This window comes from Pseudomonas sp. FP1154 (assembly GCF_030687245.1).
Taxonomy (GTDB): Bacteria; Pseudomonadota; Gammaproteobacteria; order Pseudomonadales; family Pseudomonadaceae; genus Aquipseudomonas; species Aquipseudomonas rhizophila.
The window spans coordinates 854,049-879,811 of record NZ_CP117465.1 but is presented as its reverse complement, the minus strand read 5'-3'; the positions used below and the strand labels follow the sequence as shown (position 1 = coordinate 879,811).

The 25,763-nt window shown below is 60.3% G+C and carries 25 protein-coding genes; 11 read left to right on the top strand and 14 right to left on the bottom strand.

Annotation, left to right across the window (positions count from 1 at the left end):
* Positions 1-42: 42 nt before the first annotated feature.
* Positions 43-594 (bottom strand): ankyrin repeat domain-containing protein, encoded by a 552-nt coding sequence (locus tag PSH91_RS03870; RefSeq protein ID WP_370695174.1) that lies wholly within the window; start codon positions 592-594, stop codon positions 43-45.
* A 148-nt stretch (positions 595-742) separates the two neighbouring features.
* Positions 743-2,284, bottom strand: a complete 1,542-nt coding sequence (gene katB / locus PSH91_RS03865; RefSeq protein ID WP_047229581.1) for a catalase KatB — start codon at positions 2,282-2,284, stop codon at positions 743-745.
* A 282-nt stretch (positions 2,285-2,566) separates the two neighbouring features.
* Here katB and mscL point away from each other — a divergent pair, with 282 nt between their 5' ends.
* Positions 2,567-2,980 carry a large-conductance mechanosensitive channel protein MscL gene (gene mscL, locus PSH91_RS03860; RefSeq protein WP_047229580.1) on the top strand — a complete coding sequence of 138 codons (414 nt, stop codon included), beginning with the start codon at positions 2,567-2,569 and terminating at the stop codon, positions 2,978-2,980.
* Positions 2,981-3,036: 56 nt separating this feature from the next.
* Here the strand turns inward: mscL and PSH91_RS03855 are convergent, their stop codons facing one another.
* Positions 3,037-3,813 (bottom strand): ferredoxin--NADP reductase, encoded by a 777-nt coding sequence (locus PSH91_RS03855; protein ID WP_076386408.1) that lies wholly within the window; start codon positions 3,811-3,813, stop codon positions 3,037-3,039.
* A 291-nt stretch (positions 3,814-4,104) separates the two neighbouring features.
* On the opposite strand from PSH91_RS03855, the gene PSH91_RS03850 reads away from it, so the two are divergent.
* Both PSH91_RS03850 and PSH91_RS03845 read left to right on the top strand, forming a co-directional pair.
* On the top strand, positions 4,105-4,818 hold the full coding sequence (locus tag PSH91_RS03850; protein ID WP_047229578.1) for an autoinducer binding domain-containing protein: 714 nt from the start codon (positions 4,105-4,107) through the stop codon (positions 4,816-4,818).
* A 182-nt stretch (positions 4,819-5,000) separates the two neighbouring features.
* A complete protein-coding gene (locus PSH91_RS03845; RefSeq protein ID WP_076386410.1) occupies positions 5,001-6,140 on the top strand; it encodes a methyltransferase in 1,140 nt (379 codons plus the stop codon).
* 20 nt (positions 6,141-6,160) lie between these two features.
* On the opposite strand, the gene PSH91_RS03840 is transcribed toward PSH91_RS03845, so the two are convergent.
* From PSH91_RS03840 to PSH91_RS03830, 3 genes are read right to left on the bottom strand one after another with little or no spacing between them, the layout of a single operon-like run.
* Positions 6,161-6,325 carry a DUF2474 domain-containing protein gene (locus PSH91_RS03840; RefSeq protein WP_076386412.1) on the bottom strand — a complete coding sequence of 55 codons (165 nt, stop codon included), beginning with the start codon at positions 6,323-6,325 and terminating at the stop codon, positions 6,161-6,163.
* A 21-nt stretch (positions 6,326-6,346) separates the two neighbouring features.
* Entirely contained in the window at positions 6,347-7,354 is a 1,008-nt protein-coding gene (cydB, locus tag PSH91_RS03835; RefSeq protein ID WP_047229576.1) for a cytochrome d ubiquinol oxidase subunit II, read from the bottom strand.
* Positions 7,355-7,357: 3 nt separating this feature from the next.
* On the bottom strand, positions 7,358-8,797 hold the full coding sequence (locus PSH91_RS03830; protein WP_047229575.1) for a cytochrome ubiquinol oxidase subunit I: 1,440 nt from the start codon (positions 8,795-8,797) through the stop codon (positions 7,358-7,360).
* Positions 8,798-9,300: 503 nt separating this feature from the next.
* Here PSH91_RS03830 and PSH91_RS03825 point away from each other — a divergent pair.
* Positions 9,301-10,539 carry an MFS transporter gene (locus tag PSH91_RS03825; RefSeq protein ID WP_047229574.1) on the top strand — a complete coding sequence of 413 codons (1,239 nt, stop codon included), beginning with the start codon at positions 9,301-9,303 and terminating at the stop codon, positions 10,537-10,539.
* On the opposite strand, the gene PSH91_RS03820 is transcribed toward PSH91_RS03825, so the two are convergent.
* The 3 genes from PSH91_RS03820 to PSH91_RS03810 are packed head-to-tail and all read right to left on the bottom strand — an operon-like array spanning position 10,536 to position 14,244.
* Entirely contained in the window at positions 10,536-12,737 is a 2,202-nt protein-coding gene (locus PSH91_RS03820; RefSeq protein WP_305467357.1) for a xanthine dehydrogenase family protein molybdopterin-binding subunit, read from the bottom strand. The two genes, PSH91_RS03825 and PSH91_RS03820, sit on opposite strands and share 4 nt — an antisense overlap.
* Positions 12,737-13,726: a xanthine dehydrogenase family protein subunit M gene (locus PSH91_RS03815; protein ID WP_305467355.1), complete on the bottom strand. Its 990-nt coding sequence runs from the start codon at positions 13,724-13,726 to the stop codon at positions 12,737-12,739. Before PSH91_RS03815 ends, PSH91_RS03820 begins: the two co-directional genes overlap by 1 nt.
* Complete coding sequence (locus tag PSH91_RS03810; RefSeq protein WP_047229571.1) at positions 13,723-14,244, bottom strand: (2Fe-2S)-binding protein; 522 nt, start codon at positions 14,242-14,244, stop codon at positions 13,723-13,725. The genes PSH91_RS03815 and PSH91_RS03810 overlap by 4 nt, the downstream gene beginning before the upstream one ends.
* Positions 14,245-14,447: 203 nt before the next feature.
* Here PSH91_RS03810 and PSH91_RS03805 point away from each other — a divergent pair, with 203 nt between their 5' ends.
* Positions 14,448-14,726 carry a type II toxin-antitoxin system RelE/ParE family toxin gene (locus PSH91_RS03805; protein WP_188252417.1) on the top strand — a complete coding sequence of 93 codons (279 nt, stop codon included), beginning with the start codon at positions 14,448-14,450 and terminating at the stop codon, positions 14,724-14,726.
* A 14-nt stretch (positions 14,727-14,740) separates the two neighbouring features.
* Complete coding sequence (locus PSH91_RS03800; protein ID WP_139051201.1) at positions 14,741-15,028, top strand: HigA family addiction module antitoxin; 288 nt, start codon at positions 14,741-14,743, stop codon at positions 15,026-15,028.
* A 6-nt stretch (positions 15,029-15,034) separates the two neighbouring features.
* On the opposite strand, the gene PSH91_RS03795 is transcribed toward PSH91_RS03800, so the two are convergent.
* The gene (locus tag PSH91_RS03795) at positions 15,035-15,601 is read right to left on the bottom strand and encodes a DJ-1 family glyoxalase III (protein WP_047229570.1); all 567 of its coding nucleotides are present in this window, start codon (positions 15,599-15,601) and stop codon (positions 15,035-15,037) included.
* Positions 15,602-15,676: 75 nt separating this feature from the next.
* Positions 15,677-16,132: a DUF4879 domain-containing protein gene (locus PSH91_RS03790; protein WP_076386416.1), complete on the bottom strand. Its 456-nt coding sequence runs from the start codon at positions 16,130-16,132 to the stop codon at positions 15,677-15,679.
* Between the two features lie 204 nt (positions 16,133-16,336).
* Here PSH91_RS03790 and PSH91_RS03785 point away from each other — a divergent pair, with 204 nt between their 5' ends.
* The 4 genes from PSH91_RS03785 (at position 16,337) to PSH91_RS03770 (ending at position 20,301) form a co-directional block, all read left to right on the top strand.
* Positions 16,337-17,632 (top strand): NCS2 family permease, encoded by a 1,296-nt coding sequence (locus PSH91_RS03785; RefSeq protein ID WP_305467351.1) that lies wholly within the window; start codon positions 16,337-16,339, stop codon positions 17,630-17,632.
* Entirely contained in the window at positions 17,629-18,708 is a 1,080-nt protein-coding gene (gene trmA / locus PSH91_RS03780) for a tRNA (uridine(54)-C5)-methyltransferase TrmA (RefSeq protein ID WP_305467349.1), read from the top strand. Before PSH91_RS03785 ends, trmA begins: the two co-directional genes overlap by 4 nt.
* Positions 18,709-19,003: 295 nt before the next feature.
* Positions 19,004-19,444: a type II 3-dehydroquinate dehydratase gene (gene aroQ / locus PSH91_RS03775; protein WP_305467346.1), complete on the top strand. Its 441-nt coding sequence runs from the start codon at positions 19,004-19,006 to the stop codon at positions 19,442-19,444.
* Positions 19,445-19,449: 5 nt separating this feature from the next.
* The gene (locus tag PSH91_RS03770; protein WP_370695173.1) at positions 19,450-20,301 is read left to right on the top strand and encodes a shikimate dehydrogenase; all 852 of its coding nucleotides are present in this window, start codon (positions 19,450-19,452) and stop codon (positions 20,299-20,301) included.
* 110 nt (positions 20,302-20,411) lie between these two features.
* Here PSH91_RS03770 and PSH91_RS03765 read toward each other — a convergent pair whose 3' ends face one another.
* Positions 20,412-21,089, bottom strand: a complete 678-nt coding sequence (locus tag PSH91_RS03765; protein ID WP_047229564.1) for a TetR/AcrR family transcriptional regulator — start codon at positions 21,087-21,089, stop codon at positions 20,412-20,414.
* A gap of 105 nt (positions 21,090-21,194) precedes the next feature.
* Entirely contained in the window at positions 21,195-23,096 is a 1,902-nt protein-coding gene (quiC, locus tag PSH91_RS03760; RefSeq protein WP_305467344.1) for a 3-dehydroshikimate dehydratase QuiC, read from the bottom strand.
* A 273-nt stretch (positions 23,097-23,369) separates the two neighbouring features.
* On the opposite strand from quiC, the gene PSH91_RS03755 reads away from it, so the two are divergent.
* Positions 23,370-24,707, top strand: a complete 1,338-nt coding sequence (locus tag PSH91_RS03755; protein ID WP_107322969.1) for an MFS transporter — start codon at positions 23,370-23,372, stop codon at positions 24,705-24,707.
* A gap of 136 nt (positions 24,708-24,843) precedes the next feature.
* On the opposite strand, the gene PSH91_RS03750 is transcribed toward PSH91_RS03755, so the two are convergent.
* On the bottom strand, positions 24,844-25,722 hold the full coding sequence (locus tag PSH91_RS03750; RefSeq protein ID WP_047229561.1) for a DMT family transporter: 879 nt from the start codon (positions 25,720-25,722) through the stop codon (positions 24,844-24,846).
* Positions 25,723-25,763 lie beyond the last annotated feature (41 nt).

Genomic DNA, 25,763 nt, shown 5'->3' with positions numbered 1-25,763 from the left:
TGAACTCCGGGATAAAAACCGCGATGATAGCCCACGCGGGGGTCAGCGCGGGGCCGGCATTCTGATTTCACCGTTGGCCAGGTTCGCCGCGGTATTGCCCAGCGGATCCTGGGCCTGCAGGTCCGCCCCTTTGGCCGCCAAAGCGTCGAGCAACTCGACGCGCTTGAACAGGCCGGCGTACATCGCTGCGGTCTGTCCGGCGCCGTTGCGCTGGTCCGGGTTGCAATCGGTGGACAACAAACGGCGCGCGATCTGCACTTGGCCCTTGAAAATGGCGCCCATCAGCGCCGTGTTGCCCCGGTTGTCCTGGGTGCAGGCATCGGCGCCAGCGGCCAGCAGCCGCTCCACCGCCGCGCCATGGCCGTGGTAAGCGGCCAGGATCAGCGCGGTGTAGCCTTTTTCGTCCTGGGTGTTGAGCGAGTAACCAGCCTCGATAAAGGTCTCGAGCATCGGCACGTCGCCCCGCCGGGCGGCGTCGAAGTAATAAGTTTGCAACTGCTCTTGTACAACCACCGGGTCGGTGGGCATGGGCTGATCGGCCCATACGCTCAACGACCCGATTGCGAGCATCGAAAACAGGAAGTTACGCAGCATGACGTCTCCTTGGCGCAAGGCTGTAGATGCAGGGTTGCGGGAGCATGGCTTGCCCGCAACGCAGACGACTCGGTCTGGCTTCAGACCGCAGCGCCTGCTTCGCGAGCAAGCTTTGCTCCCACGGGTTATGCACGTGCCAGGCTGTGGATCAGTCGCTGAGTTTTTCCGCCAGCGCCTTGACCCGGGTCAGATCGCCTTTGGCGACACGGGCTACACCAGTGCCGTATTCAGGATCAGCCTTGTAGAGGAACGACAGGATGATGTGCTTGCTCTCCTCATCGGTGGTCGCCAGCGATCCGCCGAAGCTTTCGATCAGGTCATTGCGCTCTTTCTGGTTGAACGAGCGGTACAGGTCACCGGCTTGCTTGAAGTTCTGCTCACGCTGGATCTTCGCCTGCTGGGTACTGCCAGTCAGCGCGGTCTGGCTGTAGCGTGCCGTTGGCTGTTCCTGGCGAGGCATCAGGCGGCTCGGCTGATAATTCACGCCGGTGCTGGTGGCGCCCGAATTCATCGCGCCGTCCTGGTTGCCATTGTTGACCGCCACCTTCGGCGCATTGATGGGCAACTGAAGCGCGTTGGGTCCTACTCGATACATTTGCGTATCGGCATAGGAGAACACCCGCCCCTGCAACAGTCGATCTTCCGACGGCTCGATGCCCGGAACAAGATTGGCCGGCGCCATCGCCACTTGCTCGGTTTCCTGGAAAACATTCGCCGGGTTACGGTTCAAAACCATTTGCCCGACTTTGCGTTCAGGCACACCCGGCCAGATTTTTGTCGCATCAAGAGGATCGAAATCAAACGTGGAAAGGTCCTGCGGGTTCAGCACCTGAACGTACAAGTCCCATTTCGGGAAGTCGCCCTTATTAATATGACTCACCAGATCGTTAGTCATATGGCTGTAATCTTGCCCCTGAACTTTCACAACTTCTTTCGGATCGAGATTTTTCAGGCCCTGCAAACTTTTCCAATGAAACTTTACGTAGTGAACTTCACCCTTTGCATTCACCAACTTGTAGGCATGCACACCGTTACCGTCCATTTCACGATAACTGGCCGGCGTGCCGGAATTGGAATACAACTCGGTCAGCGTGCGCGTTGCTTCGGGCACGTGAGAAAAGAAATCGAAACGGCGGGCGTCATCATCCAAGTTTGTCCGAGGGTCGGGTTTGAAAGCATGGACCATGTCTGGAAACTTGATGGCATCGCGAATGAAGAAGGTCGGGAAGTTGTTACCCACCAGATCCCAGTTACCCTCGGCCGTGTAGAACTTGGTGGCAAAGCCACGGGGGTCACGCAGGGTTTCCGGCGAATGGTTGCCATGCACTACAGCAGAAAAACGCACGAACACCGGCGTGGCCTGGCCAGCGGCGAAGACTTTGGCCTTGGTCAGATCACTGAGGTCGTCGGTGACTGTAAATGTGCCATGGGCACCGGTTCCTCGTGCATGCACCACGCGCTCGGGGATGCGCTCGCGGTCGAAGCGCTGGAGTTTCTGGATCAGTTGCACGTCTTGCAACAAGGTCGGCCCGTTAGGACCGGCTGTTTGCGAGTTCTGGTTGTCGCCCACGGCCGCACCGTTATCGCGGGTCAGGGTGGCCGCGTTGACGGACAAGGACAACAGGCTGGCGGTGAGCACAAAAAAAGCACGGCGAGGGGTGAAAGTCCCGCCGCCAAGGGAAATGTTCATAGGCGTTTCCTCTGATGTTATAGAGCGCATCCATGTGCGCCTTGCAGAGGCTAGTGCTCTAAAAAGAAAAACCTAAATAGAAATGCCGCACCGATCCGATAGAAAAATCCTTATAGGGAATCGGCTCGGGACCGCGTATCACGCGCGATTGATGGCACTTTGTAAACTTTTCCCCCTGTCCCGAGTCGATAACTGAAGCTTTGTAAGCAGGCGTTTCGAGCAGGACGCGTTTGGCTGATTTACACTGCCACCATCCACTTCATCTGTCACAAGGAACAACTCATGGGCGTGATTAACGAGTTCAAGGCCTTCGCGGTCAAAGGCAATGTCGTCGACATGGCCGTCGGGATCATTATCGGTGCTGCTTTCGGCAAAATCGTTTCGTCCTTCGTTGGCGACGTCATCATGCCTCCGATCGGCCTTTTGATTGGCGGGGTGGACTTCAGCGACCTGGCCATCACACTCAAGGCGGCACAAGGCGATGCGCCGGCGGTGGTATTGGCCTATGGCAAATTCATTCAAAGCACCATTGATTTCATCATTGTGGCGTTCGCCATTTTCATGGGCGTCAAGGCCATCAACCGTCTCAAGCGCGAAGAAGCCGTTGCTCCCAGCGCGCCACCGGTTCCAACCAAGGAAGAACTGTTGCTGAGCGAAATTCGCGACCTGCTCAAGGCCCAGAACGAGAGGCCCTGACTCACGCTTCGCCGCCTGTGGCGTGGGTTTTTATCTCCTCGCCACAGGCGCCTTTTCTACCAATAGTTTTCCACGGCCACCTGACCTGGCCGACGGCTGAGACTCAGTTGCAGGCCCCTGGCCTTGAGCAGCTTGCGCGTGTCATCGATCATCTGCGGATTGCCGCACAACATCACCCGCGAGTGTTCCGGCGTCAGCTCGATGTCAGCCGCCCTTTCCAACTCGCCATTTTCGATCAGTGTCGTGATTCGTCCGCTGAGCGCACCGGGATGCTGTTCACGGGTGACGGTCGCGATGAAACGAAACTTGTGGGCGTAGCCGGCCAGGTAGTCGCGCTGGGTCAACCCTTTGATCAGCTCCTGATATGCCAGCTCCCGTGCCTCGCGGACGCTGTACACCAGGACGATCGTCTCGAATTTTTCCCATGCTTCGAAATCCTGGAGAATCGAGAGGAACGGTGCGACGCCCGTTCCCGTGGACAGCAGCCACAAATCGCGCCCGTCAACGAAACGATCAAGCGTCAGGTAGCCAAAGGCCTGGCGATCAACCAGCAGGCTGTCGCCTGGCTGCAGCCGACTCAGTTCGCTGGTGAACTCGCCGTCCGGTACCACGATGGAAAAAAACTCGAGGAATTCATCGAACGGCGAAGACACCATGGAATATGCCCGCCAAACGATGGTGCCATCCGCTTTAGCGACCCCGAGCCGGGCGAACTGGCCCGCCCGAAAACGAAAACCGCGATCCCGTGTGGTACGCAACGTAAACAAATGAGGTGCCACGGGCTGCACATCGAGCAAGGTTTGACGGGTGAACTTCTCTGAGCTGTCGATCATGAGCCACTCCAACGAGACAAGACTTACAGTGTCCCGCAAAGTGAGCCCCTTCACCACTGACAACGAGTAGTGGCACTTTAGCTACTAATGCCTCCGTCGCCGAGCATATCTTCTACCAGACTTATACAAAACTATCCCAACTGTAAAATCATACTCAAAAAGTTTATTTCTTAAACATTTCAAACTGTAAGCAAATAAAAAAAAGCTCACTGCAATTTAAGAATAGTCCTACACTAAAAATTCGCATCATGGATTGGATCCGCATGGACGAACTCAACCCAGGAGAGAGCGATGGACAAGTGGAAGGACTTGCTGTTGAGGAAGTTATCCTGTGAAAAGGACTTACAGACGGCCTATCGTCTAGTCCTGAATTTCTTTAACAATCAGGGATTTGAATATTGTGCATTCTCAGCCTATCTCGGAAGCCCGGACAAGCATACCAACAAGGTAAACCTGAATAACTACCCTTATGGATGGGACAGACTATATGAACAGAACGGCTATGCATCGAACGACCCACTAGTAGCACATTGCAATCAATCACCGCTTCCAATCTTGTGGGATGAGACTGTTTTTGCTCAGGCCCCCAAGTTGTGGCGAGAACTTAATCGTCAGGGACTCAAGTATGGCTGGACCCAGGCCGTTCATGATGAACAGGGGGCACACTGCAGCCTTTTCAGCCTGGCCCGGACTCATTGCCCCATCGATATCGACGAGCATTACGCAAATCTGGGCTATGCCATTTTCGCCAGTCAAAGATTGCATGCGCTGGCCAGCAAAAAACTGGCTGACGCTGCCGCGACTCCACAAAAATGTCATTTATCACCCAGAGAGATCGAAGTATTGAGGTGGTCGGCCGAAGGCAAGACGGCTTCGGAAGTGGGCAGAATCCTCTGCCTCTCCGAGCGCACCGTGAACTTCCATGTGTGCAGTTGCATGCGAAAGCTGAACGTCAACAACAAAATCTCAGCGGTAGCCAAGGCGGCCCACATCCATGTGATCTGAACCGTGCGGCGCACTTACCAACCTGAAAAAACCCGCGAGTAATGCCTGGCAAAAAAACGTACCATTTACGGCTCCACTTGAATGATGACGCGCCCAGTACGCGACGAAGTTCATTCAGGCGGTCCCGCTGAGACACCTGCCCCGGGGCAGCGGGACATTCGTTGATCTCCAGAGTCCCAGCCATGCCCTTGCTCGACAGTCCCTTCGCCCAACTTGACCTGATCCGCCAACCCGAACAGCAGAACGAACCGCTGCAAGCCTTTGACGCAGCCGACGAATACCTGCTCGCGTATCTGGCCGAGCAACAGCCGCTCGCCGATACCCGGGTCCTGGTCCTCAATGACAGCTTTGGTGCCCTGGCGGCGAGCCTTGCCGGCAAGGTTGAAGTCATCAGCAGCAGCGACTCGTACCTGGCCTTGCAGGCGCTGGAGAAAAACCTGGTGCGCAACGGCCTGCCCTTTGATGCAGTGCCGACGTTGCCGGCCAGTGAACCGTTGACCGGACCTTTCAACCGCGTCCTGATCAAAGTGCCGAAAACCCTGGCCCTGCTGGAAGAACAGTTGATTCGCCTGCAAGGCCAATTGGCCCCCGGCGCCCAGGTGATTGCTGCTGCGATGGTCAAGCATCTGCCACGGGCCGCCGGTGACCTGCTGGAACGCTACGTTGGCCCGGTGCAGGCCTCGCTGGCAGTGAAAAAAGCTCGCTTGTTGATCGCCACGCCAGAAGCGCTCCAGCCAGAAACCCGAGTGCCGACCGCATCCCCCTACCCCACGCGCTATTGGTTGGAAGAGCCAAAGATCGAATTGCTCAACCACGCCAACGTGTTCTGTCGCGAAGGCCTGGACATCGGCACCCGGGCATTTCTGCCGCATCTGCCAAAGAACCTGGGCACCGCCCGCGTCGCGGACCTGGGGTGCGGCAACGGTGTACTGGCAATCGCCAGCGCCCTGCAGAATCCCGAGGCCCACTACACCCTGGTGGATGAATCGTACATGGCCGTGCAGTCGGCCGCCGAGAACTGGCGCGCCGCCCTGGGCGAGCGTGAGGTGACCATACGAGCTGGGGACGGTCTGGCCGGGCAAGAGCCGCAATCATTGGACGTAGTGCTGTGTAATCCGCCTTTCCACCAACAGCAGGTGGTGGGCGACTTCCTCGCCTGGCGGATGTTTCAGCAGGCGCGCGAAGCACTGGTGGTCGGCGGCGCGCTGTACATCGTCGGCAATCGGCACCTGGGCTACCACAGCAAACTGGCGCGGTTGTTCCGGGGTGTCGAACAAGTGGCCGCAACCCCGAAATTCGTCATCCTCAAGGCCCGCAAATAATTTGACCCTGCCCGGGAGCGTCAGTGGGTGGTCAGCCCTGCGGCGTTCATGAACATCCGCATCAGGCTGGCGACGATAAACAGCGCCAGTACACTGCCGGCCCAGATCAGCGCCAGCCAGCCAAGTCGCTGCCAGAGCGGCTTCTTTTCAGCCGCTTCGATGTCTTTCAGATCAGGCTTGGCCATTTTCAATGCCTCGCAGGTCAATCAATGGTAGCCGTCGTCATGGGTCACCTTGCCCCGGAACACGTAGTAGCTCCAGAAGGTGTACACCAGAATCAAAGGAATGATGAACAGCGTCCCGACCAGCATGAACCCCTGGCTCTGTGGCGGTGACGCCGCGTCCCAGATGGAGATGGATGGCGGCACGATGTTCGGCCACAAGCTGATGCCCAGACCGCTGTAACCGAGGAAGATCAGCGCCAGCGTCAGAATGAACGGCGTGTAGTTGGCGTTGCGGGCAACGGCGCGAAACAACCCGTACATGGTCACCAGCACCAGGATCGGTACCGGCAGGAACCAGAACAGATTCGGCAGGGTAAACCAGCGCGCCGCGATATCGGCGTGAGCCAGCGGAGTCCAGATACTGACGATACCGATCACCGCCAGCACCCCGAACGCCAGCGGCCTGGCCAGGTTATGCATCTGCTCCTGCAACTTGCCTTCGGTTTTCATGATCAGCCAAGTGCAGCCGAGCAAGGCGTAGGCGACGATCAAGGCCAGGCCACAGAAGACGGTGAACGGTGTGAACCAGTCCAGGGAGCCGCCGGCGAACTGGCGATCGACCACTTCGAATCCATCAATGAACGCCCCCAACGCCACTCCCTGGAAGAAGGTGGCCGTCAGGGAACCGCCGATGAACGCCTTGTCCCACAGATGGCGCTTGTGAGCCTTGGCCTTGAAGCGAAACTCAAAGGCCACGCCGCGGAAAATCAGCCCGATGAGCATCAGGATCAGCGGCAGGTACAGCGCCGAAAGCACTACCGAATAAGCCAGCGGAAACGCCCCGAACAGGCCCGCGCCACCCAGCACCAACCAGGTTTCGTTACCGTCCCAGACCGGCGCTACGGTGTTCATCATCACGTCACGATCACGCTCAGCCTTGATGAAGGGGAAAAGAATACCGATCCCCAGGTCAAAGCCATCCATGATCACGTACATCATGATGCCGAAGATGATGACCACGGCCCAGATCAGCGGAAGATCAATACCCATGACTCAATTCCCCTTGTGCGAGCTGTCGTTATGGTCCACTTCGTCGTCGCCATCATCGGCGGCCGACAATGGACGGGCCGGGGTACGTTTCTGACCCGGGCCACCGTCGGCCGGCTCATCTTCATGGGCTTCCGGCCCTTTGCGCACCAGGCGCATCATGTAGCTCAGCCCCGCACCGAACAGCGCGAAATACACCACGACGAACAGCACAAGCGTGATGCTCATCTGCGCAAAGCTGTGGCCGGACGAAGCATCGGCCGTGCGCATCAGGCCGTAGACCACCCAGGGCTGGCGACCGATTTCGGTGGTGAACCAGCCTGCCAGGATCGCGATCAGGCCGGACGGCCCCATCCACAAGACCATATGAAGGAACGGTCGAGACTGGTAGAGCCGGTCGTTGCGGCGCAACCAGAGACTGCACAGACCGGTGAAGATCATCAGCAGCCCCAGGCCCACCATGATCCGGAACGACCAGAACACAATGGTCGAATTCGGTCGGTCTTCAGGCGGAAACTCCTTGAGGGCCGGCACCTGCTTGTCCAGGCTATGGGTCAGGATCAGGCTGCCCAGGTAGGGGATTTCCACGGCGAATCGGGTCTTTTCCGCCTGCATGTCCGGCCAGCCAAACAGGATCAGCGGGGTAGGCTCATTGCCGACGTTTTCCCAGTGACCTTCGATGGCCGCGATCTTGGCCGGTTGATGCTTGAGGGTGTTGAGGCCATGGAAGTCGCCAATGACGGCCTGGATCGGCGCCACCAGCAACGCCATCCACATCGCCATCGAGAGCATGCGGCGAATGGCCGGGGTATCCCGACCGCGCAACAAGTGCCAGGCCGCCGACGAACCGACGAAAAACGCCGTGGCGACAAACGCTGCCGTGGACATGTGCAACAGGCGATAGGGGAACGAGGGGTTGAACACCACCGCCAGCCAGTCCACCGGGATGACCCGGCCATCGATGATTTCGTAGCCCTGGGGAGTCTGCATCCAGCTGTTGGAGGACAGGATCCAGAACGTCGAGATCAGCGTGCCGATCGCTACCATGACTGTGGAAAAGAAATGCAGACCGCGCCCGACGCGGTTCCAACCGAACAGCATCACCCCCAGGAACCCGGCTTCGAGGAAGAACGCCGTGAGCACCTCGTAAGTCAGCAGCGGCCCGGTGACCGCACCGGCAAAGTCAGAGAAACGGCTCCAGTTGGTGCCGAACTGATAGGCCATGACCAAACCGGATACCACACCCATGCCGAAGTTGACGGCAAAGATCTTCGACCAGAAGTGGTACAGGTCGCGGTAGGTGTCGTCGCGGGTCTTGAGCCACAAGCCCTCGAGTACCGCCAGGTAACTCGCCAGGCCGATGGTGATGGCCGGGAACAGGATATGGAACGAGATGGTGAACGCGAACTGGATTCGGGCGAGATCGAGCGCCTCCAAACCGAACATAAGTCTTCCTCTGTCAGGTAAAACCGGCTGCGGGCGGGGCTTGCATCGCAACCTCCAGGGATATGGAGTGCGATGCTTTTCAAATCGTTCTTTTTTTAAACCGTCACAACGCAGGAACGTGGCCGGATGGCCGCCAGCCCAAGCCCCCGGAGGGTATTGACCTGGATCAAGCAATGCTCAAAGAGTAGTCGCATTATGGCCGCCGGACGGCGTGGTCTTTTGTCGCGTGACAGGTTGTCTCAGTGCTGCAATCCTGCTCTAAGCCAAGATTTCTTGAATCTTGAGGAGTGCACTGTTGTGGCGAGGGGATATCCCCGCTCGAGTGCGCAGCGCTCGCAAAAGCTTGGGGCCGCTTCGCACCCCAGCGGGGATAAATCCCCTCGCCAAAAAAAAAGCGTGCTATGTGAAAAGTAGATGCTTGGCTAACTATTTTTCCAGCAACCGCAACCTCCAGTTACAACTCGGTGATAATCTCGATGCCCTCATCACCGGACCCGTCATAGATGCCCAGCCAAGCGCCATTGCTGCTCCGCCACCACCGCCCCTTCATCGCCTTCTGGCTGGCCCGGATTTTCACCGCCAGTGGCTTCCAGATGCTCACCGTGGCCATCGGCTGGAACCTCTATCAACTGACCGGCAACGTATTGGACCTGGGTCTTGTAGGGTTGGTGGAGTTTGCTCCGCGTGTGCTGTTCATGCTGCACACCGGGCATGTGGCCGACCGCTATGATCGCCGCAAGGTCGCGGCGATCTGCCAGTCGTTGCAGGCGATGATTGCCCTGGCGCTGGTCATCGGCAGCGCCACCGATAACGTCACCCGGGAGATGATCTTCATCCTCGCCTTCCTGCTGGGCGCCGCCCGCTCCTTTGAGATGCCGACCACCCAAGCGCTGCTGCCGAGCATCGTGCCGGCCGCGCTGTTTCCCCGCGCCGTGGCCGCCGCGCAGTCGGCCCAGCAGTCCGCGACCATCGTCGCCCCTGCACTGGGCGGTCTGCTCTATGCCTTCGGCAGCGTCTGGGTCTATGGGCCGACCGTGTTGCTCTACGTCATCGCCTGCTGCCTGATGCTCAACCTGCCCGCCCGCCAGACGCCGCTGAACAAAGGCAAGGCAACCATGGATTCGTTGCTGGCCGGGATTCGCTTCATCCGCAGCCGCCCGGACATTCTCGGGGCGATTTCCCTGGACCTGTTCGCGGTACTGCTGGGCGGCGCGACCGCGCTCTTGCCGGTGTTCGCCAAGGATATTCTGCTTACCGGTCCCTGGGGCCTGGGCCTGCTGCGCTCGGCTCCGGCGGTGGGGGCCTTGCTGATGTCGCTATGGCTGGCGCGGTTTGCCGTGGAGCGCAAGGTCGGTCGGGTGATGTTCACCGCCGTGGGCGTGTTCGGCGTCGCCACCATTGCCTTCGGCCTCTCCACTTCGTTCTGGTTTTCCCTGGCGGTGCTGGTGGTGCTAGGCGCGGCGGACATGATCAGCATGGTGATCCGCGCCTCCTTCGTGCAGTTGGAAACGCCAGACGAAATGCGCGGCCGGGTCAGCGCCGTGAACGGACTGTTCATCGGTGCCTCGAACCAGTTGGGCGAGTTCGAGTCCGGCCTGACCGCCCACTGGTTCGGCACCGTGCCGGCGGTGGTCATGGGCGGTGTCGGCACACTGCTGGTGACCGGGGTCTGGATCAAACTGTTCCCGACCCTGGCCAACCGTGACCGGATGCACGAACCGGTGGACGCTGCGAAAACCTAGAGCAATTTATCCAGCGTGATGGGAAAGTCCCGGACCCGTTTGCCGGTGGCGTGATAAATCGCATTGGCCACGGCCGCCGCCACACCAACGATGCCAATCTCACCGACGCCCTTGGAGCCGAGGGCATTGACGATCTCGTCGTGCTCGTCGACAAAAAACACGTCAATGTCCCCGATGTCGGCGTTCACCGGCACATGGTATTCCGCCAGGCTGTGATTCATGTGCCGGCCCAACGCATGGTCAGTCAAGGTTTCTTCGTGCAAGGCCATGCCGACGCCCCAGACCACGCCGCCGAGGATCTGGCTGCGCGCGGTTTTCGGGTTGATCACCCGTCCGGCGGCGATGGCGCTGACCACCCGATTGACCTTCACCGTGCCCAAGTCCTCATCCACCAGCACTTCGACAAACACCGCCGAATGCGTGGCCGTGGCGTAGGCTTGGCGTTTTTCCTCCGGCTCGGCAGTGACCTGAACCTGCAAGGGCGTCTCGCCGTTTTTTTGCGCCAACTCTGCCAACGAGACACAGGCCTCGCCCAACCGTAGCTGACCGTCGGCAAACGTCACTTGCTCAAGGGTCGCGCCAGCAAAGGCCGGACAGCTCTGCCGCGCCACAGCCAGGAGTTTTTCCTTCAGGGCTTCACAGGCCTGCTGCACAGCGGTGCCCACCGACGAGACGGTGAACGAGCCGCCCTGCAGCGGCGCAGTCGGCAGCGACGAATCACCGAGGATAAAGGTGACGTTTTCCAGGGAAACGCCTGACGCTTGGGCGGCGATCTGGGTCATGACTGTGTAGGTGCCAGTACCGATGTCAGTGGTGGCACTGCTGACGGTCAACTGACCGTTGGCATCCAGCGAGGCCCGAGCGCTGGCCTTCTGCTGCATGGCCTCCCACACACCGCCCGCCATGCCCCAACCGACCAACTGCCGACCTTCACGCATGCTGCGCGGTTCCGGGTTGCGCTTGTCCCAGCCAAAACGACGGGCACCTTGGGCATAGCACTCACGCAACTCCTTGCTGGAATATGGCTTGTCTTCGTTCTCGTTACGCTCGGCATAGTTGAGCAACCGCAGTTGAACCGGATCGATCGCCAGGGCATAGGCCAGTTCATCCATGGCGCACTCCAGGCCGATCAGTCCCAGGGCAGCGCCGGGAGCGCGCATGTCCAGCGGCGTATAGACGTCCAACGGCACCAGTTTGTAGGTCAATTCAACGTTGTCGCAGTGATAGAGCATGCCGCTCCACTCCACCACATGCTCGGTGAAATCTTCAAAGCGCGAGGTCTGGCCGATGGCGGTATGCGCCACCGCCAACAGTCGCCCGTTGGCCGCGGCCCCCAGTTGCAGGCGCTGAAAGGTCCGTGGTCGATAGCCAAAGGTAAACATCTGCTGGCGCGTCAGACTGACCCGCACCGAGCGTTTGAGCGTCAGCGCTGCCATCACCGCCAGGGGCAGTTGGTACTGTGGCCGCAGCCCGGAACCGAAGGCGCCGCCCACATAGGCGGCAAACACTCGCACCTGCTCTTTCTCAAGCCCGAAGACCTTTTGCACATAGGCCTGGCAGTTTTGCGTGCCTTGGGTCTTGTCGTGGATGTGCAGGCTGCCGTCAGGCTGATACAGCACGGTGGAGGCATGAGGCTCCATCGGGTTGTGGTGTTCGATCGGTGTGCTGTAGGACACGTCCACACTGAGGGCCGAACTGGCGTACTCGCCCTGAAAATTCCCACGGGGCTTGGGCAATTCTGCCGGCGCCGGATGGGCTTCGTTTTGCAGGATTGCCAGATCGGTCTGATGGTCCCGGGCTTCATATTCGATTTCAATAAGCGAACCGGCGTAACGGGCCAGCTCGAGGTTTTCAGCGACCACCAAGGCCAACGGCTGGCCGCTGTAGAGTACCTGATCGTTGTACAGCGGTCGAAACGGCGAACCCTCTGCCGCATCGGCGTCCTCGTAAGGCTCGTCGTAGCTGGCGATCCTGGGGCGGTTGGTGTGGTCGATCACCGTGACCACCCCGGGCAACGCCAACGCTCGGGTGGCATCGATGCGCAGCACGCGGCCACGGGCGATGCTGCTGGAGACGACGCTGCCGTGCAGCAAACCGTCCTCGGGGTATTCGCCGGCATATCGGGCCTGGCCGGTGACCTTGAGCAGGCCATCGACCCGGTCAAGTGGTTGCCCTATGGATTTGCTCGAAGCATTCATCAGGCTTGTCCTCCCACCAGTGCGGCATCGCTCAAGGCGCGGACCACCGCCCGGCGCGCCAGTCTGACCTTGAAGCCGTTATGTTCCAGCGGCTCGGCGTTTTGCAACAGCGCGTCAGCGGCAGCAGTGAAGGTTTCGCGGCTGACGGTCTGACCGGTCAGCCAGCTCTCCACGGCCCGGTCGCGCCAGGGTTTGTGGGCCACGCCGCCGAGGGCCAGGCGCGCCTGGCGGATCACCGGCCCGTCCAGCTCGAGCGCCGCCGCTACCGAAACCAGCGCAAAGGCGTAGGAGGCCCGGTCCCGAATTTTCAAGTAATGGCTGTGTTCAGCGAAACCGGCGGCAGGCAACTCAATGGCGGTGATCAGTTCATCATCGGCCAGTTGGTTGTCCCGTTCCGGGGCATCGCCGGGCAGACGGTGAAAGTCAGCGAACTCGATGGTCCGTGCCCCGCCCCGACCGATAACATGCACCACGGCCTCCAAGGCAGCCAGTGCCACGCACATGTCGGAAGGGTGCGTGGCGACACATTGATCACTGGCGCCGAATATCGCGTGCATACGGTTCAAGCCGTCCCGAGCCGGACAGCCGCTGCCTGGCCGTCGCTTGTTGCACGGCACGTTGGCGTCATAGAAGTAATAACAGCGGGTGCGTTGCAGGAGGTTACCGCCGGTGCTGGCCATGTTGCGCAACTGCGGCGAGGCGCCCGCCAGGATTGCCTGGGAAAGCAGCGGATAGCGGCGCTGGATCCAGGGATGCCAAGCCATATCGGCATTGCTCACCAACGCGCCGATCATCACCCCACCGGAAGGGGTTTCGCTGAGGTCCGCCAGGGGCAGCCCGGTAATGTCGATCAGGTGCTCGGGGCGGGTGAGGTTTTCTTTCATCAGGTCCAGCAGGTTGGTGCCACCGGCAATGAAGCGTGAAACCGGGCTCGACAAGTCGACGGCGGCCTGCACGGTGTCGGGCTTGCTGTATTGGAAAGGGTTCATTGATCACCTCCCTGCTGACAGAGCGGCAATGCCTCTTCGATAGCGTCACGAATGTTGTTGTAGGCGCCGCACCGGCAGAGATTGCCGCTCATCAGTTCGCTGATCTGCGCCCCAGTCTGTGCCCGGCCTTCATTGGCCAATCCCACCGCGGAACAGATCTGCCCAGGCGTGCAGTAACCGCACTGGAAGGCGTCGTGCTTGATGAAAGCCTGCTGCATGGGATGCAACTGATCACCGTTGGCCAACCCCTCGATGGTGGTCAGCTCAGCGCCGTCGCACATCACCGCCAGGGTCAGGCAGGCGTTGATCCGCTTGCCATCGCGCAGCACCGTACAGGCACCACATTGACCGTGGTCGCAACCTTTCTTGCTGCCCACCAGATCCAGTTGCTCACGCAGCAGGTCCAGCAGCGTGGTCCAGGGCAGCACGTGCAGTTCGCGCGCCTGACCATTGAGCGTCAAGCGGATCGGATGGCGGACGAAGGACGCCGGTGTCGCTTCGGACAGGGTCGCGCTCATAAACACCTCACGGTTGGTCGTACACTCGCGGCGTTTTCGCAAACCGCCGTCATAAGGGGTACGACTTCGGGGTGGGGTGAGCGTTCAAGGCAATTTCGACGCGCCGAAAAAGCCTTGGCCATCGCAGGACACACAGATTTGCCTGGCATGTGCGGTATATATGTACCGCACCGAGTGTAATGTATCGCCTTACACTCGATTCCATGATTAAATCCTTCCGACACAAAGGCCTCAGGATCTTCTATGAAACGGGTTCGACCCGTGGAATCCGGGCTGACCATGGAAACCGCCTGGCTCGCATGCTCCAGTTCATGGACCGGGCGCAGTCGCCTGACGACTTGGATATCCCCGGATGGCGACTGCATCCACTCAGAGGTGAGCTGGTTGAATACTGGTCGCTGAGTGTTTCGGGAAACTGGCGGATTATTTTTCGTTTTAGCGGATCGGATATCGAACTGGTCGATTATCTGGACTACCACTGACAGGAGGCTGGAACATGCCCATGCACAATCCGCCACACCCTGGCGAAACGCTACTGATGGATGTGTTACCCGAACTGGGCATCACAGTCACCGAGCTGGCGCGGCATTTGGGCTTCGCCCGACCGCATCTCTCTCGGGTATTGCACGGCCATGCCCCCGTCAGCCCCGATCTGGCCGTGCGCCTGGAACGGGCCGGGATCGGCAAGGCCAGGGTCTGGCTGGGTGTTCAGACGGACTATGATCTGTGGCAAGCCGAGCAGCGTGAACAACCTTTGATCGAACGCTTACCTCACCACGCCTGATGCCTGTCAGGCCAGCAACTCCGCCGCCACCACGCCCCTCACGCCCTTGCCACAGAGCTGTTCCACCAGCGTCAAGGCAAACGCCAGCGCGGCAGCCGAGCCTTGGGCGGTGATGCAGTTGCCGTCCACCACCACCGGCTGATCGACAAAATTGCAACCGGACAGTTGCTGGCTCACGGCGGGCAGGCAGGTCATGCGGCGCTGGCGCAGTACGCCGAACGCCTGCAAGGCAAGGGCCGGGGCTTCGGCGATGGCGGCGAAGAAACGTCCAGTGGCGGCCTGGTCCTTGATCAGTTGTCGCAGTGGCTGATGGGCCGCCAGGTGTTGGGCGCCGATGATGCCGCCGGGCAGGACGATCAGATCAAAGTCCTGCGCCAACAAGTCCACCAGCATACCGTCGGCGGTCAGGCGCGTGCCGCGGGCACAGGTGAGCATCCGCCGCCCTTCGATACTTGCCACCACCACTTCGACCTGAGCTCGACGCAGCACGTCGATCAGCGTAACGGTCTGCAAGTCGTCGACACCTTCGGCGACGGCTATCAGGGCTCGGGGGATCTTGGTTCCAGGCATCATCGGTGTTCTCCGCTGGGTGGTTTATGAAGCCTAGTCAGGTTTGCCGGGCCGCGTGCGGCTTGTCAGGCTGGAAGGTCATTTGATGTACAGCTGGGTCGACATCCGGTTGCCTGGTGCGTTGATCGACTGGTTGCTGAAGCTGAAGGTGCCTTCCTGCTTGCCCTTCAGATCGAAGACATACAAATAGCCAACCGTTTTGCTCCGCACGGAACAATCATTCAGGTTGCCATTGCTGAACGCACAGACCGGCGAGCGGGTGCCATCGACTTCAAAGCCGTCCAGCGTGACGTGAGGCTGACGGCCATACCCCACCTCCAGCACATAGACCTTGATACTCGGGCCGCTGTGATTGCAACGGGTCTGTTCTTGCCCTTGGGCGATGTCCTCGAAGCCGCAGGCGGGCGACTCGACCTTGAGCACCTTGACCTCGCTCAGGGGCGGCGCCGAAGCGGCATTGACGGCCTGCCCGGGTAACCCCAGGCCCAGCGCACACCCCCATGCGACCAATAGGTGTTTTTTCATACGATGCATAAAGACCTCCCGGAACCGCGCGCAGTATGGCCGACTTGGCGCTTGGGCAAAACATCGACGACGATCGCAGCCACAGCGCCACGCTGCTGGTATGATGCGCGGCTTTTTCCGACCCACAGAAAATTCCCGAGCGCCCCTGGCGGTCTGTGCTTTGCTGTTGAGGTCGATACATTCACGGCGCCCGGCGCGCCACGGGGAGCAGACATGCTGGAAAGGCTGTTTCAACTCAAGGCACACAACACCAACGTGCGAACCGAGATTCTGGCGGGCGTCACCACCTTCCTGGCCATGGCCTACATTCTGTTCGTCAACCCGAGCATCCTCGGCGAAACCGGCATGGACAAAGGTGCGTTGTTCGTCGCCACCTGCCTGGCGGCGGCCATCGGCTCCACCACCATGGGCCTGATCGCCAACTACCCGATCGCCCTCGCGCCGGGCATGGGCCTGAATGCGTTTTTCACCTACACCGTGGTCCTGCACATGGGCCATACCTGGCAGGTGGCGCTGGGTGCGGTGTTCATTTCCGCCGTGTTGTTCTTCCTGCTGTCGATCTTTCGTATCCGCGAGTGGATCATCAACAGCATCCCGCTGCCCCTGCGCTCGGCCATCGCCGCCGGTATCGGCCTGTTCCTGGCGCTGATCGCCCTGAATAACGCCGGCATCGTGGTGAAAAACCCGGCAACCATGGTCGGCCTCGGTGATTTGAAACAACCCGCGCCGATCCTCGCTACCCTCGGCTTCGTCCTGATCGTCGCCCTCGAAGCGCTGAAAGTGCGCGGTGCCGTGCTCATCGGCATCCTGGCAGTCACCATCGTTTCGATCCTGATGGGCTTCACCCCGTTCGGCGGCGTGATGTCGATGCCGCCGTCCCTGGCGCCGACCTTCCTGCAACTGGACATCAAGGGCGCCCTGGACATCGGTCTGGTGAGCGTGATTTTCGCCTTCCTGTTCGTCGACCTGTTCGACAATTCCGGCACCCTGATCGGCGTCGCCAAGCGCGCCGGACTGATGGGCAAGGACGGCCACATGCCGAAGATGGGGCGGGCACTGATCGCCGACAGCACCGCCGCCATGGCCGGTTCGCTGCTGGGCACCTCCACCACCACCAGCTACATCGAGTCGGCGGCGGGCGTCAGCGCCGGCGGCCGCACCGGCCTGACCGCCATCGTCGTGGCGATCCTGTTTCTGCTGGCGTTGTTCTTTTCGCCACTGGCCTCCAGTGTCCCGGCCTTCGCCACCGCACCGGCGCTGTTGTTCGTCGCCGTGCTGATGACCTCAGGCCTGGCGGAAATCGACTGGGACGACATCACCGTGGCCGCTCCCGTGGTGATTACCGCGCTGGCGATGCCGTTCACCTATTCCATCGCCAACGGCATTGCCTTCGGCTTCATCGCCTGGACCGCCATCAAACTGGTGTCTGGCCGTGGCCGTGAGCTGAACCCGGCGCTGGTCATCCTGTCGATTCTGTTCGTGATCAAGTTGGGTTGGTTCAACGCATGACTTTTGACTCCCAGGCCTACGCCACTCAGCTCCAGGACAAGGTCAGCCGCTTGCGTGACCTGCTGGCCCCGTTCGATGCGCCGGAGCCAGCGGTGTTCGACTCACCGCTGGAGCACTTCCGCCTGCGGGCCGAATTCCGCCTGTGGCGCGAGGCCGGCGAACGGCATTACGCGATGTTCTCCCAAGACGACAAGCGCACGCCGATCCTCATCGAGCAGTTTCCCATCGCCAGCCTGCGCATCAACCAGTTGATGCCGCAACTCAAGGCGGCCTGGCAAGCCAGCGCGCCGCTGAGTCATAAGCTGTTCCAGGTGGAGTTCCTGACCACCCTGGCCGGCGATGCGATGATCACCCTGTGTTACCACCGCCCGCTGGATGAGCACTGGCACGCAGCGGCCACGAAACTGGCGAGCGACCTCGGTGTGAGTATCATCGGGCGCTCCAAAGGCAAACGGGAAGTGATCGGCCATGATTACGTGGTGGAGAAACTCGACGTCGGTGGCCGCACTTTCAGCTATCGCCAACCTGAAGGCGCCTTCACCCAGCCCAACGGCACCGTGAACCAGAAGATGCTCAACTGGGCCTACGAGGCCTTGGGCGATCGCAGCGACGACCTGCTGGAGTTGTACTGCGGCAACGGCAACTTCACCCTGCCTTTGGCCACCCGCGTGCGCAAAGTGCTGGCGACCGAAATCAGCAAGACGTCGGTGAACGCCGCGCTGAGCAACCTCAGCGGAAACGCTGTGGATAACGTGACTCTGGTGCGCCTGTCCGCTGAAGAACTGACCGAAGCCCTGAACGAAGTCCGCCCGTTCCGTCGCTTGCACGGCATCGACCTCAAGAGCTACGCATTCGGCAGCGTCTTCGTCGACCCGCCCCGCGCCGGCATGGACCCGGACACCTGCGAACTGACCCGGCGTTTCGAGAACATCCTCTACATCTCGTGCAACCCGGAAACCCTCGCCGCCAACATCGCGCAACTGCACGACACCCACCGCATCACGCGCTGCGCGATGTTCGATCAATTCCCTTGGACCCATCACATGGAATCCGGGGTGTTGTTGACGCGGCGCTAAACGCTGCGGGGCTGGACAGGGCAAAGCTATATGGGAGCAAGGCTTGCCCGCGATACAGGCAATGCGGTCGTTCAGAATTTGAGCCGCCTGTATCGCGGGCAAGCCTTGCTCCCACAGATAAATCCCCTCGCCACCAGTGCCCTCCCTCACCTCCCGACCAAGATCATGTTCGATCATCGAACACTTATTGCCCGATGCCATCGGCTTTGTTTGACCAAATTAACCATCTAGTACAATTTATCTCCACCGGCTGAAATCCGCCGACACCAACAATAAAAATTGTGGAGAAATTGCGATGCCTCCGATCGTTCTGGTGCTCAACGGCCCGAACCTGAACCTGCTCGGTACCCGCGAGCTGGCGACTTATGGCCACGAAACCCTGGCGGACATCTCCGCACTGTGCGGCCGCGCCGCTGAAGAATTCGGCCTGGCGGTAGAGTTTCGCCAGACCAATCAGGAAGGCGAATTGCTCGACTGGGTGCATGGCGCCCGCGGTCGGTGTGCCGGCATCGTCATCAACCCGGCAGCCTGGACCCACACCTCGGTAGCGATCCGTGATGCGCTGGTCGCCAGCGAAGTCCCGGTGATCGAGGTGCACCTGTCCAACGTTCACGCCCGCGAAACGTTCCGTCATCACTCCTTTGTTTCATCGGTCGCCATCGGTGTGATGTGCGGGTTTGGCAGCCATGGTTATCGCCTGGCGCTGGAGCATTTCAGTCAGCGGTTGAAGGGTTGATGAGCATGTCGAATATCACCGTGCTTGCCGGCCTGATTGGTGCGGGCATCCAGGCTTCGCGCACCCCTGCGCTCCATGAGCGCGAGGGCGATGCCCAGGGCATGCGTTACCTCTATCGACTGATCGACCTGGACGCCCTGGGACTCGACAGCGGCGCCCTGCCCGATTTGCTCAAGGCCGCCGAGCGCATGAACTTCACCGGCCTGAACATCACCTTTCCCTGCAAACAGGCGATCATCCCGTTGCTCGACGAGCTGTCGCCCGAGGCCAGGGGCATTGGCGCGGTGAATACCGTGGTGTTCAAGGAGGGCAAACGCATCGGCCACAACACCGACTGCCTGGGGTTCGCCGAAGGGTTTCGCCGCGGCCTGGGTGAAGTGGCGCGCAAGCACGTGGTCCAGATGGGTGCCGGCGGCGCAGGCGCGGCGGTGGCCCACGCGCTGTTGGCAGAAGGCATACAGACGCTGAGCATTTTTGATGTTGAAGTCAGCCGTGCCGAAGCACTGGCAAACAACCTGAATCAACACTTCGGTCCTGGCCGCGCCCGGGCCGGACATGATTTGCCTACAGCGATGGCCGAGGCGGACGGCCTGGTGAATACCACGCCCATGGGCATGGCGAAACTGCCGGGCATGCCGGTGCCGGTGGAGCTGCTGCGGGGCCAATTGTGGGTCGCGGAAATTGTCTACTTCCCCCTGGAAACCGAACTGCTGCGCAACGCCCGCGCCCTGGGTTGCCGCACGCTGGATGGCGGCAACATGGCCGTGTTCCAGGCGGTGAAGGCGTTCGAGCTGTTCAGCGGCGTAGCGCCGGATGCGCAGCGGATGCTGGAGCATTTCCAGAGCATGAATCACTGAAACCACCCTTGTGGGAGCGAGCCTGCTCGCGATAGCGGTATGTCAGCCACATCAACACTGACTGATTCACCGCTATCGCGAGCAGGCTCGCTCCCACAAAGGTTTCAAGGTCAGGCCTGCAGATACCGCAACACCGACTCACAAATCATCTGGCGATGACGCTGCTTGATCGCTTCGTCCGGCAAATCGATCTGAAAAATCTCACCGAATGTGTGGCGGTTGGACACGCGGTAAAAGCAGAACGAACTGATCAGCAGATGCACATCCAGCGGTTCCAGGCCGGCGCGGAACACCCCCTCTTCGGCACCTCGGCGCAGGATCACGCCCAGGGAATCAAGGATGGTATTGGTCATTGCCTTGATGGCGCCCGATTGCTTGACGTACTCGGCGTTGTGAATGTTTTCGATGCAGACGATGCGCACGAAATCCACATTGCGGTCATGGTGGTCGAAGGTGAATTCCACCAGGCGCCGGATCGCATCGACCGGGGCCAGTTCCGCCAAGTGCAGGCGGCTCTCAGTGTTGCGGATATCGCCGTAGAGTTTTTCCAGCACCTCGACGTACAACTGCTCCTTGCTGCCGAAGTAGTAGTAGATCATGCGCTTGGAGGTGTGGATGCGCTCAGCAATGGCGTCGACCCGAGCGCCGGACAGGCCCTGCTGGACGAACTCGACGATGGCTTCCTGAAGAATGTTTTCCCGGGTTTTCTCCGGGTTGTTCTTGCGACTCTTGCGCGGCTCGACGACAGGTTCGTCGAGGTCTGCGGAAAGCTCTGAATTCGTAGTCATTGCGGGGCTCACGGCCATCACTGCACAGGTTGGCGATTATGGGCCGCACCGCGCAGTCAAGCCAAGCCACGGGGTTGCCCCTTTACCGCCGCGTTTACGATTTGCCTACAACTTGGCGTGCCGCAAGCCACCGCTGCGGGACTTGGCCATGGCTGCCAGCCTTACCGCGACATTGGCGGCGCCGTAGCCGGCATAGCCGTTCTTGCGCTGGATGATTTCAAAGAAGAAGCGCCCTTCGAACGGCTCGGTGTAGACGTGAAACAATTCACCGCCCTGGGCATCTCGGTCGTACAACACGTTGAAATAAGCCAGCTCGCTGAGAAACTCATCATCGAAATCGAAACGCGCCGCGAGGTCATCGTAATAGTTGAGCGGAATGTCCAGCAGCGGCACACCGGCCTCTTTGGCGCGGCTGACCTGGGCAAAGATGTCATCGCAGTCGAAGGCGATGTGGTGCACGCCGGAGCCGCGATAACTGGACAGCGCATGGGAGATCGCGGTGTTACGGTTCTCGGAAATATTGAGCGGTAAGCGGATCGAACTGCAACGGCTACGCAGGGCGCGACTCTTTACCAGGCCATACGGGTCGGGCAGCACCACTTCGTCGTCGGCTTCGAAATCCAGCAGGCTCTTGTAGAACAGCACCCAGCTGTCGAGGCTATCGGCCGGCAGCGCCATTGCCATGTGGTCGATGCGCTTGAGTCCGGCACCGATGACAGCGCCCGGTTGCAGGTTGAAATCGGTGCCGTAGACGTCGGCGTCCTGATCCACCAGGTAAATCAGGCTGCCGTCCGGTGCACGCACCGCCGCCAACTCCAACTCGTTGGGCCCCACCAGGCCGCGATAAGGCTGGCCCTTGTAGGCCACGGCCCGCTCCAGGGCGCTGGCGCTGTTTTTGACCCGCACGGCGGTGGCGCACAGCGATGGCCCGTGAGCTTCGAAAAAGCTGTGGGCAAACGAATAGGGTTCGCAATTGAGGATCAGGTTGATGTCGCCCTGGCGCAGCAGGCTCACGTTCTTGGAGCGATGCTGGCCGGCCTTGACGAACCCCAACCGTTCCAGCCAATGGGACAGCTTCGCGCCAAGACTGTCGTCCACGGCAAACTCAAGGAATTCGATACCGTTGTATTCGCTGGCCGGTGGCGTGGCGAACAGGATGTCAGCATGGCTTGCCGGTTCGGCCTCTTCGGCCAGCCGCTGGCGGGTCTTCTCCTCCAGGTACAGCAACGAACGCAGGCCGTCGGCGGCATTGGCCCGTGGTGGCGCGGCGCGGAAACCGTCGTTGAAAATCTCCAGCGACAATGGCCCGGTGTAGCCACTCTTGATGATCGGTGCCAGGAAGCCCGGTAGATCGAACTCGCCCTGGCCTGGGAAGCAACGGAAATGCCGACTCCATTCCAGGACATCCATCGCCAGGATCGGCGCATCAGCCATTTGCACGAAGAAAATCTTGTCACCGGGGATCTGGGCAATCGCACTCGGATCGCCCTTGAGGGACAAGGTATGGAAGCTGTCGAGCAACACCCCCAGACTGGGGTGGTCGGCCTGACGCACGATGTTCCAGACCTGTTGATAAGTATTGACGTGCCGGCCCCAGGCCAGCGCCTCGTAACCGATGCGCAAGCCTCGCGCCCCGGCTCGTTCGGCCAGCAATCGCAGGTCATCCACCAAAATCTGCTCATCACCCAGGCTGTCGGCCGAGGCATTACTGCACACCAGCACCAGGTCGGTGCCCAGCTCCTGCATCAGGTCGAACTTGCGCTCGGCCCGCTCCAGATTGCGCGCAAGGCGTTCGCGACGGCAACCTTCAAAATCCCGAAACGGTTGGAAAAGCGTGATGTCGATGCCCAGGTCGGCGCACATCTGCCTGATTTCCCGAGGGCTGCCATCGTAATAGAGAAGGTCGTTCTCGAAGATCTCCACGCCGTCGAAACCGGCGGCGGCAATGGCTTCAAGTTTCTCCGGCAGGGTACCGCTCAAGGACACGGTGGCAATGGAACGCTGCATGGCTTCGGCTCCCGGGACAGGCATCGGCTACACACAGGTGTGCCGCTTTTGAAAGAGTGAGCCGATTATTGAGCTGGAGGTTTGTTTCAGCAATTTAATATGTACCATCCGGTTAGTTTTTTGGGCGATTATCGAACACAATGCCCGATCAACGAATTGACGGTTTTTTGCTCACTGCGCACCATCGGCCCCTCATTGAGGCCGCCCTGATCGTCGGCACCTTTGAACAGACCCAAGACCACACCATAAGAATTTCAAAAACGGGTACACGCTATGATTCCCTCCCAAAGCTCCCGCCTGCCCCCCGTCCTGGGTGCCACAACCGCTGGCGTCGGTGACAAGATCCGCGGCGCCCTGGCCGTGGGCAAAACCCGTTGGGGCATGCTCGCCCTGGTGTTTTTCGCCACCACCCTGAACTACATCGACCGCGCCGCACTGGGCGTGATGCAGCCCATTCTCGCCAAGGAAATGAGCTGGACGGCGATGGATTACGCCAACATCAACTTCTGGTTCCAGGTTGGTTATGCCATCGGTTTCGTGCTGCAAGGCCGACTGATCGACCGGATCGGCGTCAAGCGTGTGTTCTTCTGCGCCGTACTGCTCTGGAGCCTGGCGACCGGCGCCCATGGCCTGGCCACGTCGGCGGTGGGCTTCATGGTCTGCCGATTCATCCTGGGCCTGACCGAAGCCGCCAACTACCCGGCCTGCGTGAAGACCACACGGCTATGGTTCCCGGCCGGTGAACGGGCCGTGGCGACCGGTATTTTCAACGCCGGAACCAACGTTGGCGCGATGTTCACGCCAATGCTGCTGCCGCTGGTCCTGCAGGTGTGGGGCTGGCAGGCTGCGTTCCTGTGCATGGCCGCGCTGGGCGGGATCTGGCTGGTGTTCTGGGGCCTGAAATACTTCAACCCGGAGGATCATCCCAGCGTCAAACAGGCGGAACTGGACTACATCCAGGCCCAGGACGAACCCGATCAGGTCCGCGTGCCCTTCTCCCGTATCCTGCGCATGCGCGGCACCTGGGCGTTCGCCCTGGCCTACTCGATCACCGCACCGGTGTTCTGGTTCTACCTCTACTGGTTGCCGCCGTTCCTGAACCAGCAATACAACCTGGGCATCAACGTGACCCAGATGGGCATCCCGCTGATCATCATTTACCTCACCGCCGATTTCGGCAGCGTGGGCGGCGGGATTCTGTCTTCATTCCTGATCGGTCGCGGTCTGAACCCGATCAAGGCGCGGCTGATTTCCATGTTGCTGTTCGCCTGCTGCATCATCGGCGTGATCCTGGCCGCCGGTTCCAGCAGCCTGTGGATGGCGGTGTTTGCCATCTCCCTGGCCATCGGCGCGCACCAGGCCTGGACCGCCAACATCTGGAGCCTCGTGATGGACTACACGCCCAAGCACATGATGAGCACGGTGTTCGGCTTTGGCGGCATGTGCGCCGCCGTCGGCGGGATGTTCATGACCCAGTTGGTGGGCCACATCCTCACGGTGACCCACAACAACTACACCGTACTGTTCACCCTGATCCCGGCGATGTACTTCATTGCCCTGATCTGGTTGTACTTCATGGCACCGCGCAAGGTGCCGACGCTGGAAAGCTGATACCAGTCAGCCCGGGATTCATCCCCATGTGGGAGCACGGCTTACCCCCGATGCAGGCACCTCGGTTCACTCAGGACCGTATCGTCTTCATCGCGGGCAAGCCTTGCTCCCACAATCGATCCCACCACGGTGCGCGTTAGCTCCGCCGCTGTTGCCACGCCGCCGCCAGCCCGCTGAGGCAGATCAGCACGATGCCGAACACCGTGGTCAACGTCGGCGTATGGCTGAACAGCAACCAGCCCAGCAGGCCGGCAAATACGATCTGGCAATACCCGAACGGTGCCAACAGCGCCGGGGCGGCGAAGCGGAAGGCCTGGGTCAGCATCAGGTGCGCCGTCATCCCACACGCTCCCAACGCAAGCATCATTGCCCCATGCACCAGGCTTGGCACCTGCCAGAAGAACGGCACCAGGGCGCTCATCACCAACGTATTGCACAAGCCGGCGAAGAAGTTGCTGGTGGTCGGGCTATCAATCTCACTGAGCTTGCGAGTGAGCAATTGATAGAAACAGAAAAACAGCGCCGAACAGAACGGCAATAACACCGCTGGCGTGAACAGGTCACCGCCCGGATGGACAATGATCAACACCCCGATAAAGCCGAAGATCACCGCGATCCACTGGCCGCGTGTCACGTGTTCGCCCAGCAAAGGCACCGACAATGCAGTGACCAGCACGGGCGCCAGGAAGTTGACCGCGGTCGCCTCCGCCAAAGGAATGTATAGCAGCGCCGTGGTGAAGAACAGGCTGGTGCCCAACAGACACAACGCACGCGCCAACTGCCATAACGGACGCTTGGTACGCAGCACCCGCAGCCCCGAACGCGGCAGGAAAATCCCGGCCATCAACAGCGTGTGCACCACATAACGCGCCCACACCACCATGATGATCGGATAGAACCCTGAAAGGTATTTGGACAAGGCGTCATGGCTGGAGAACAGGAACGTCGCGCAGAGTATCAACAGGATGCCCTTGAAGGCCTGATTGACGCCGGAAAGCGGAGTGCTGACGGTCATGTAGGAATCCTGTGTTGCTTGATGTAGGGAGCCGATGTCTG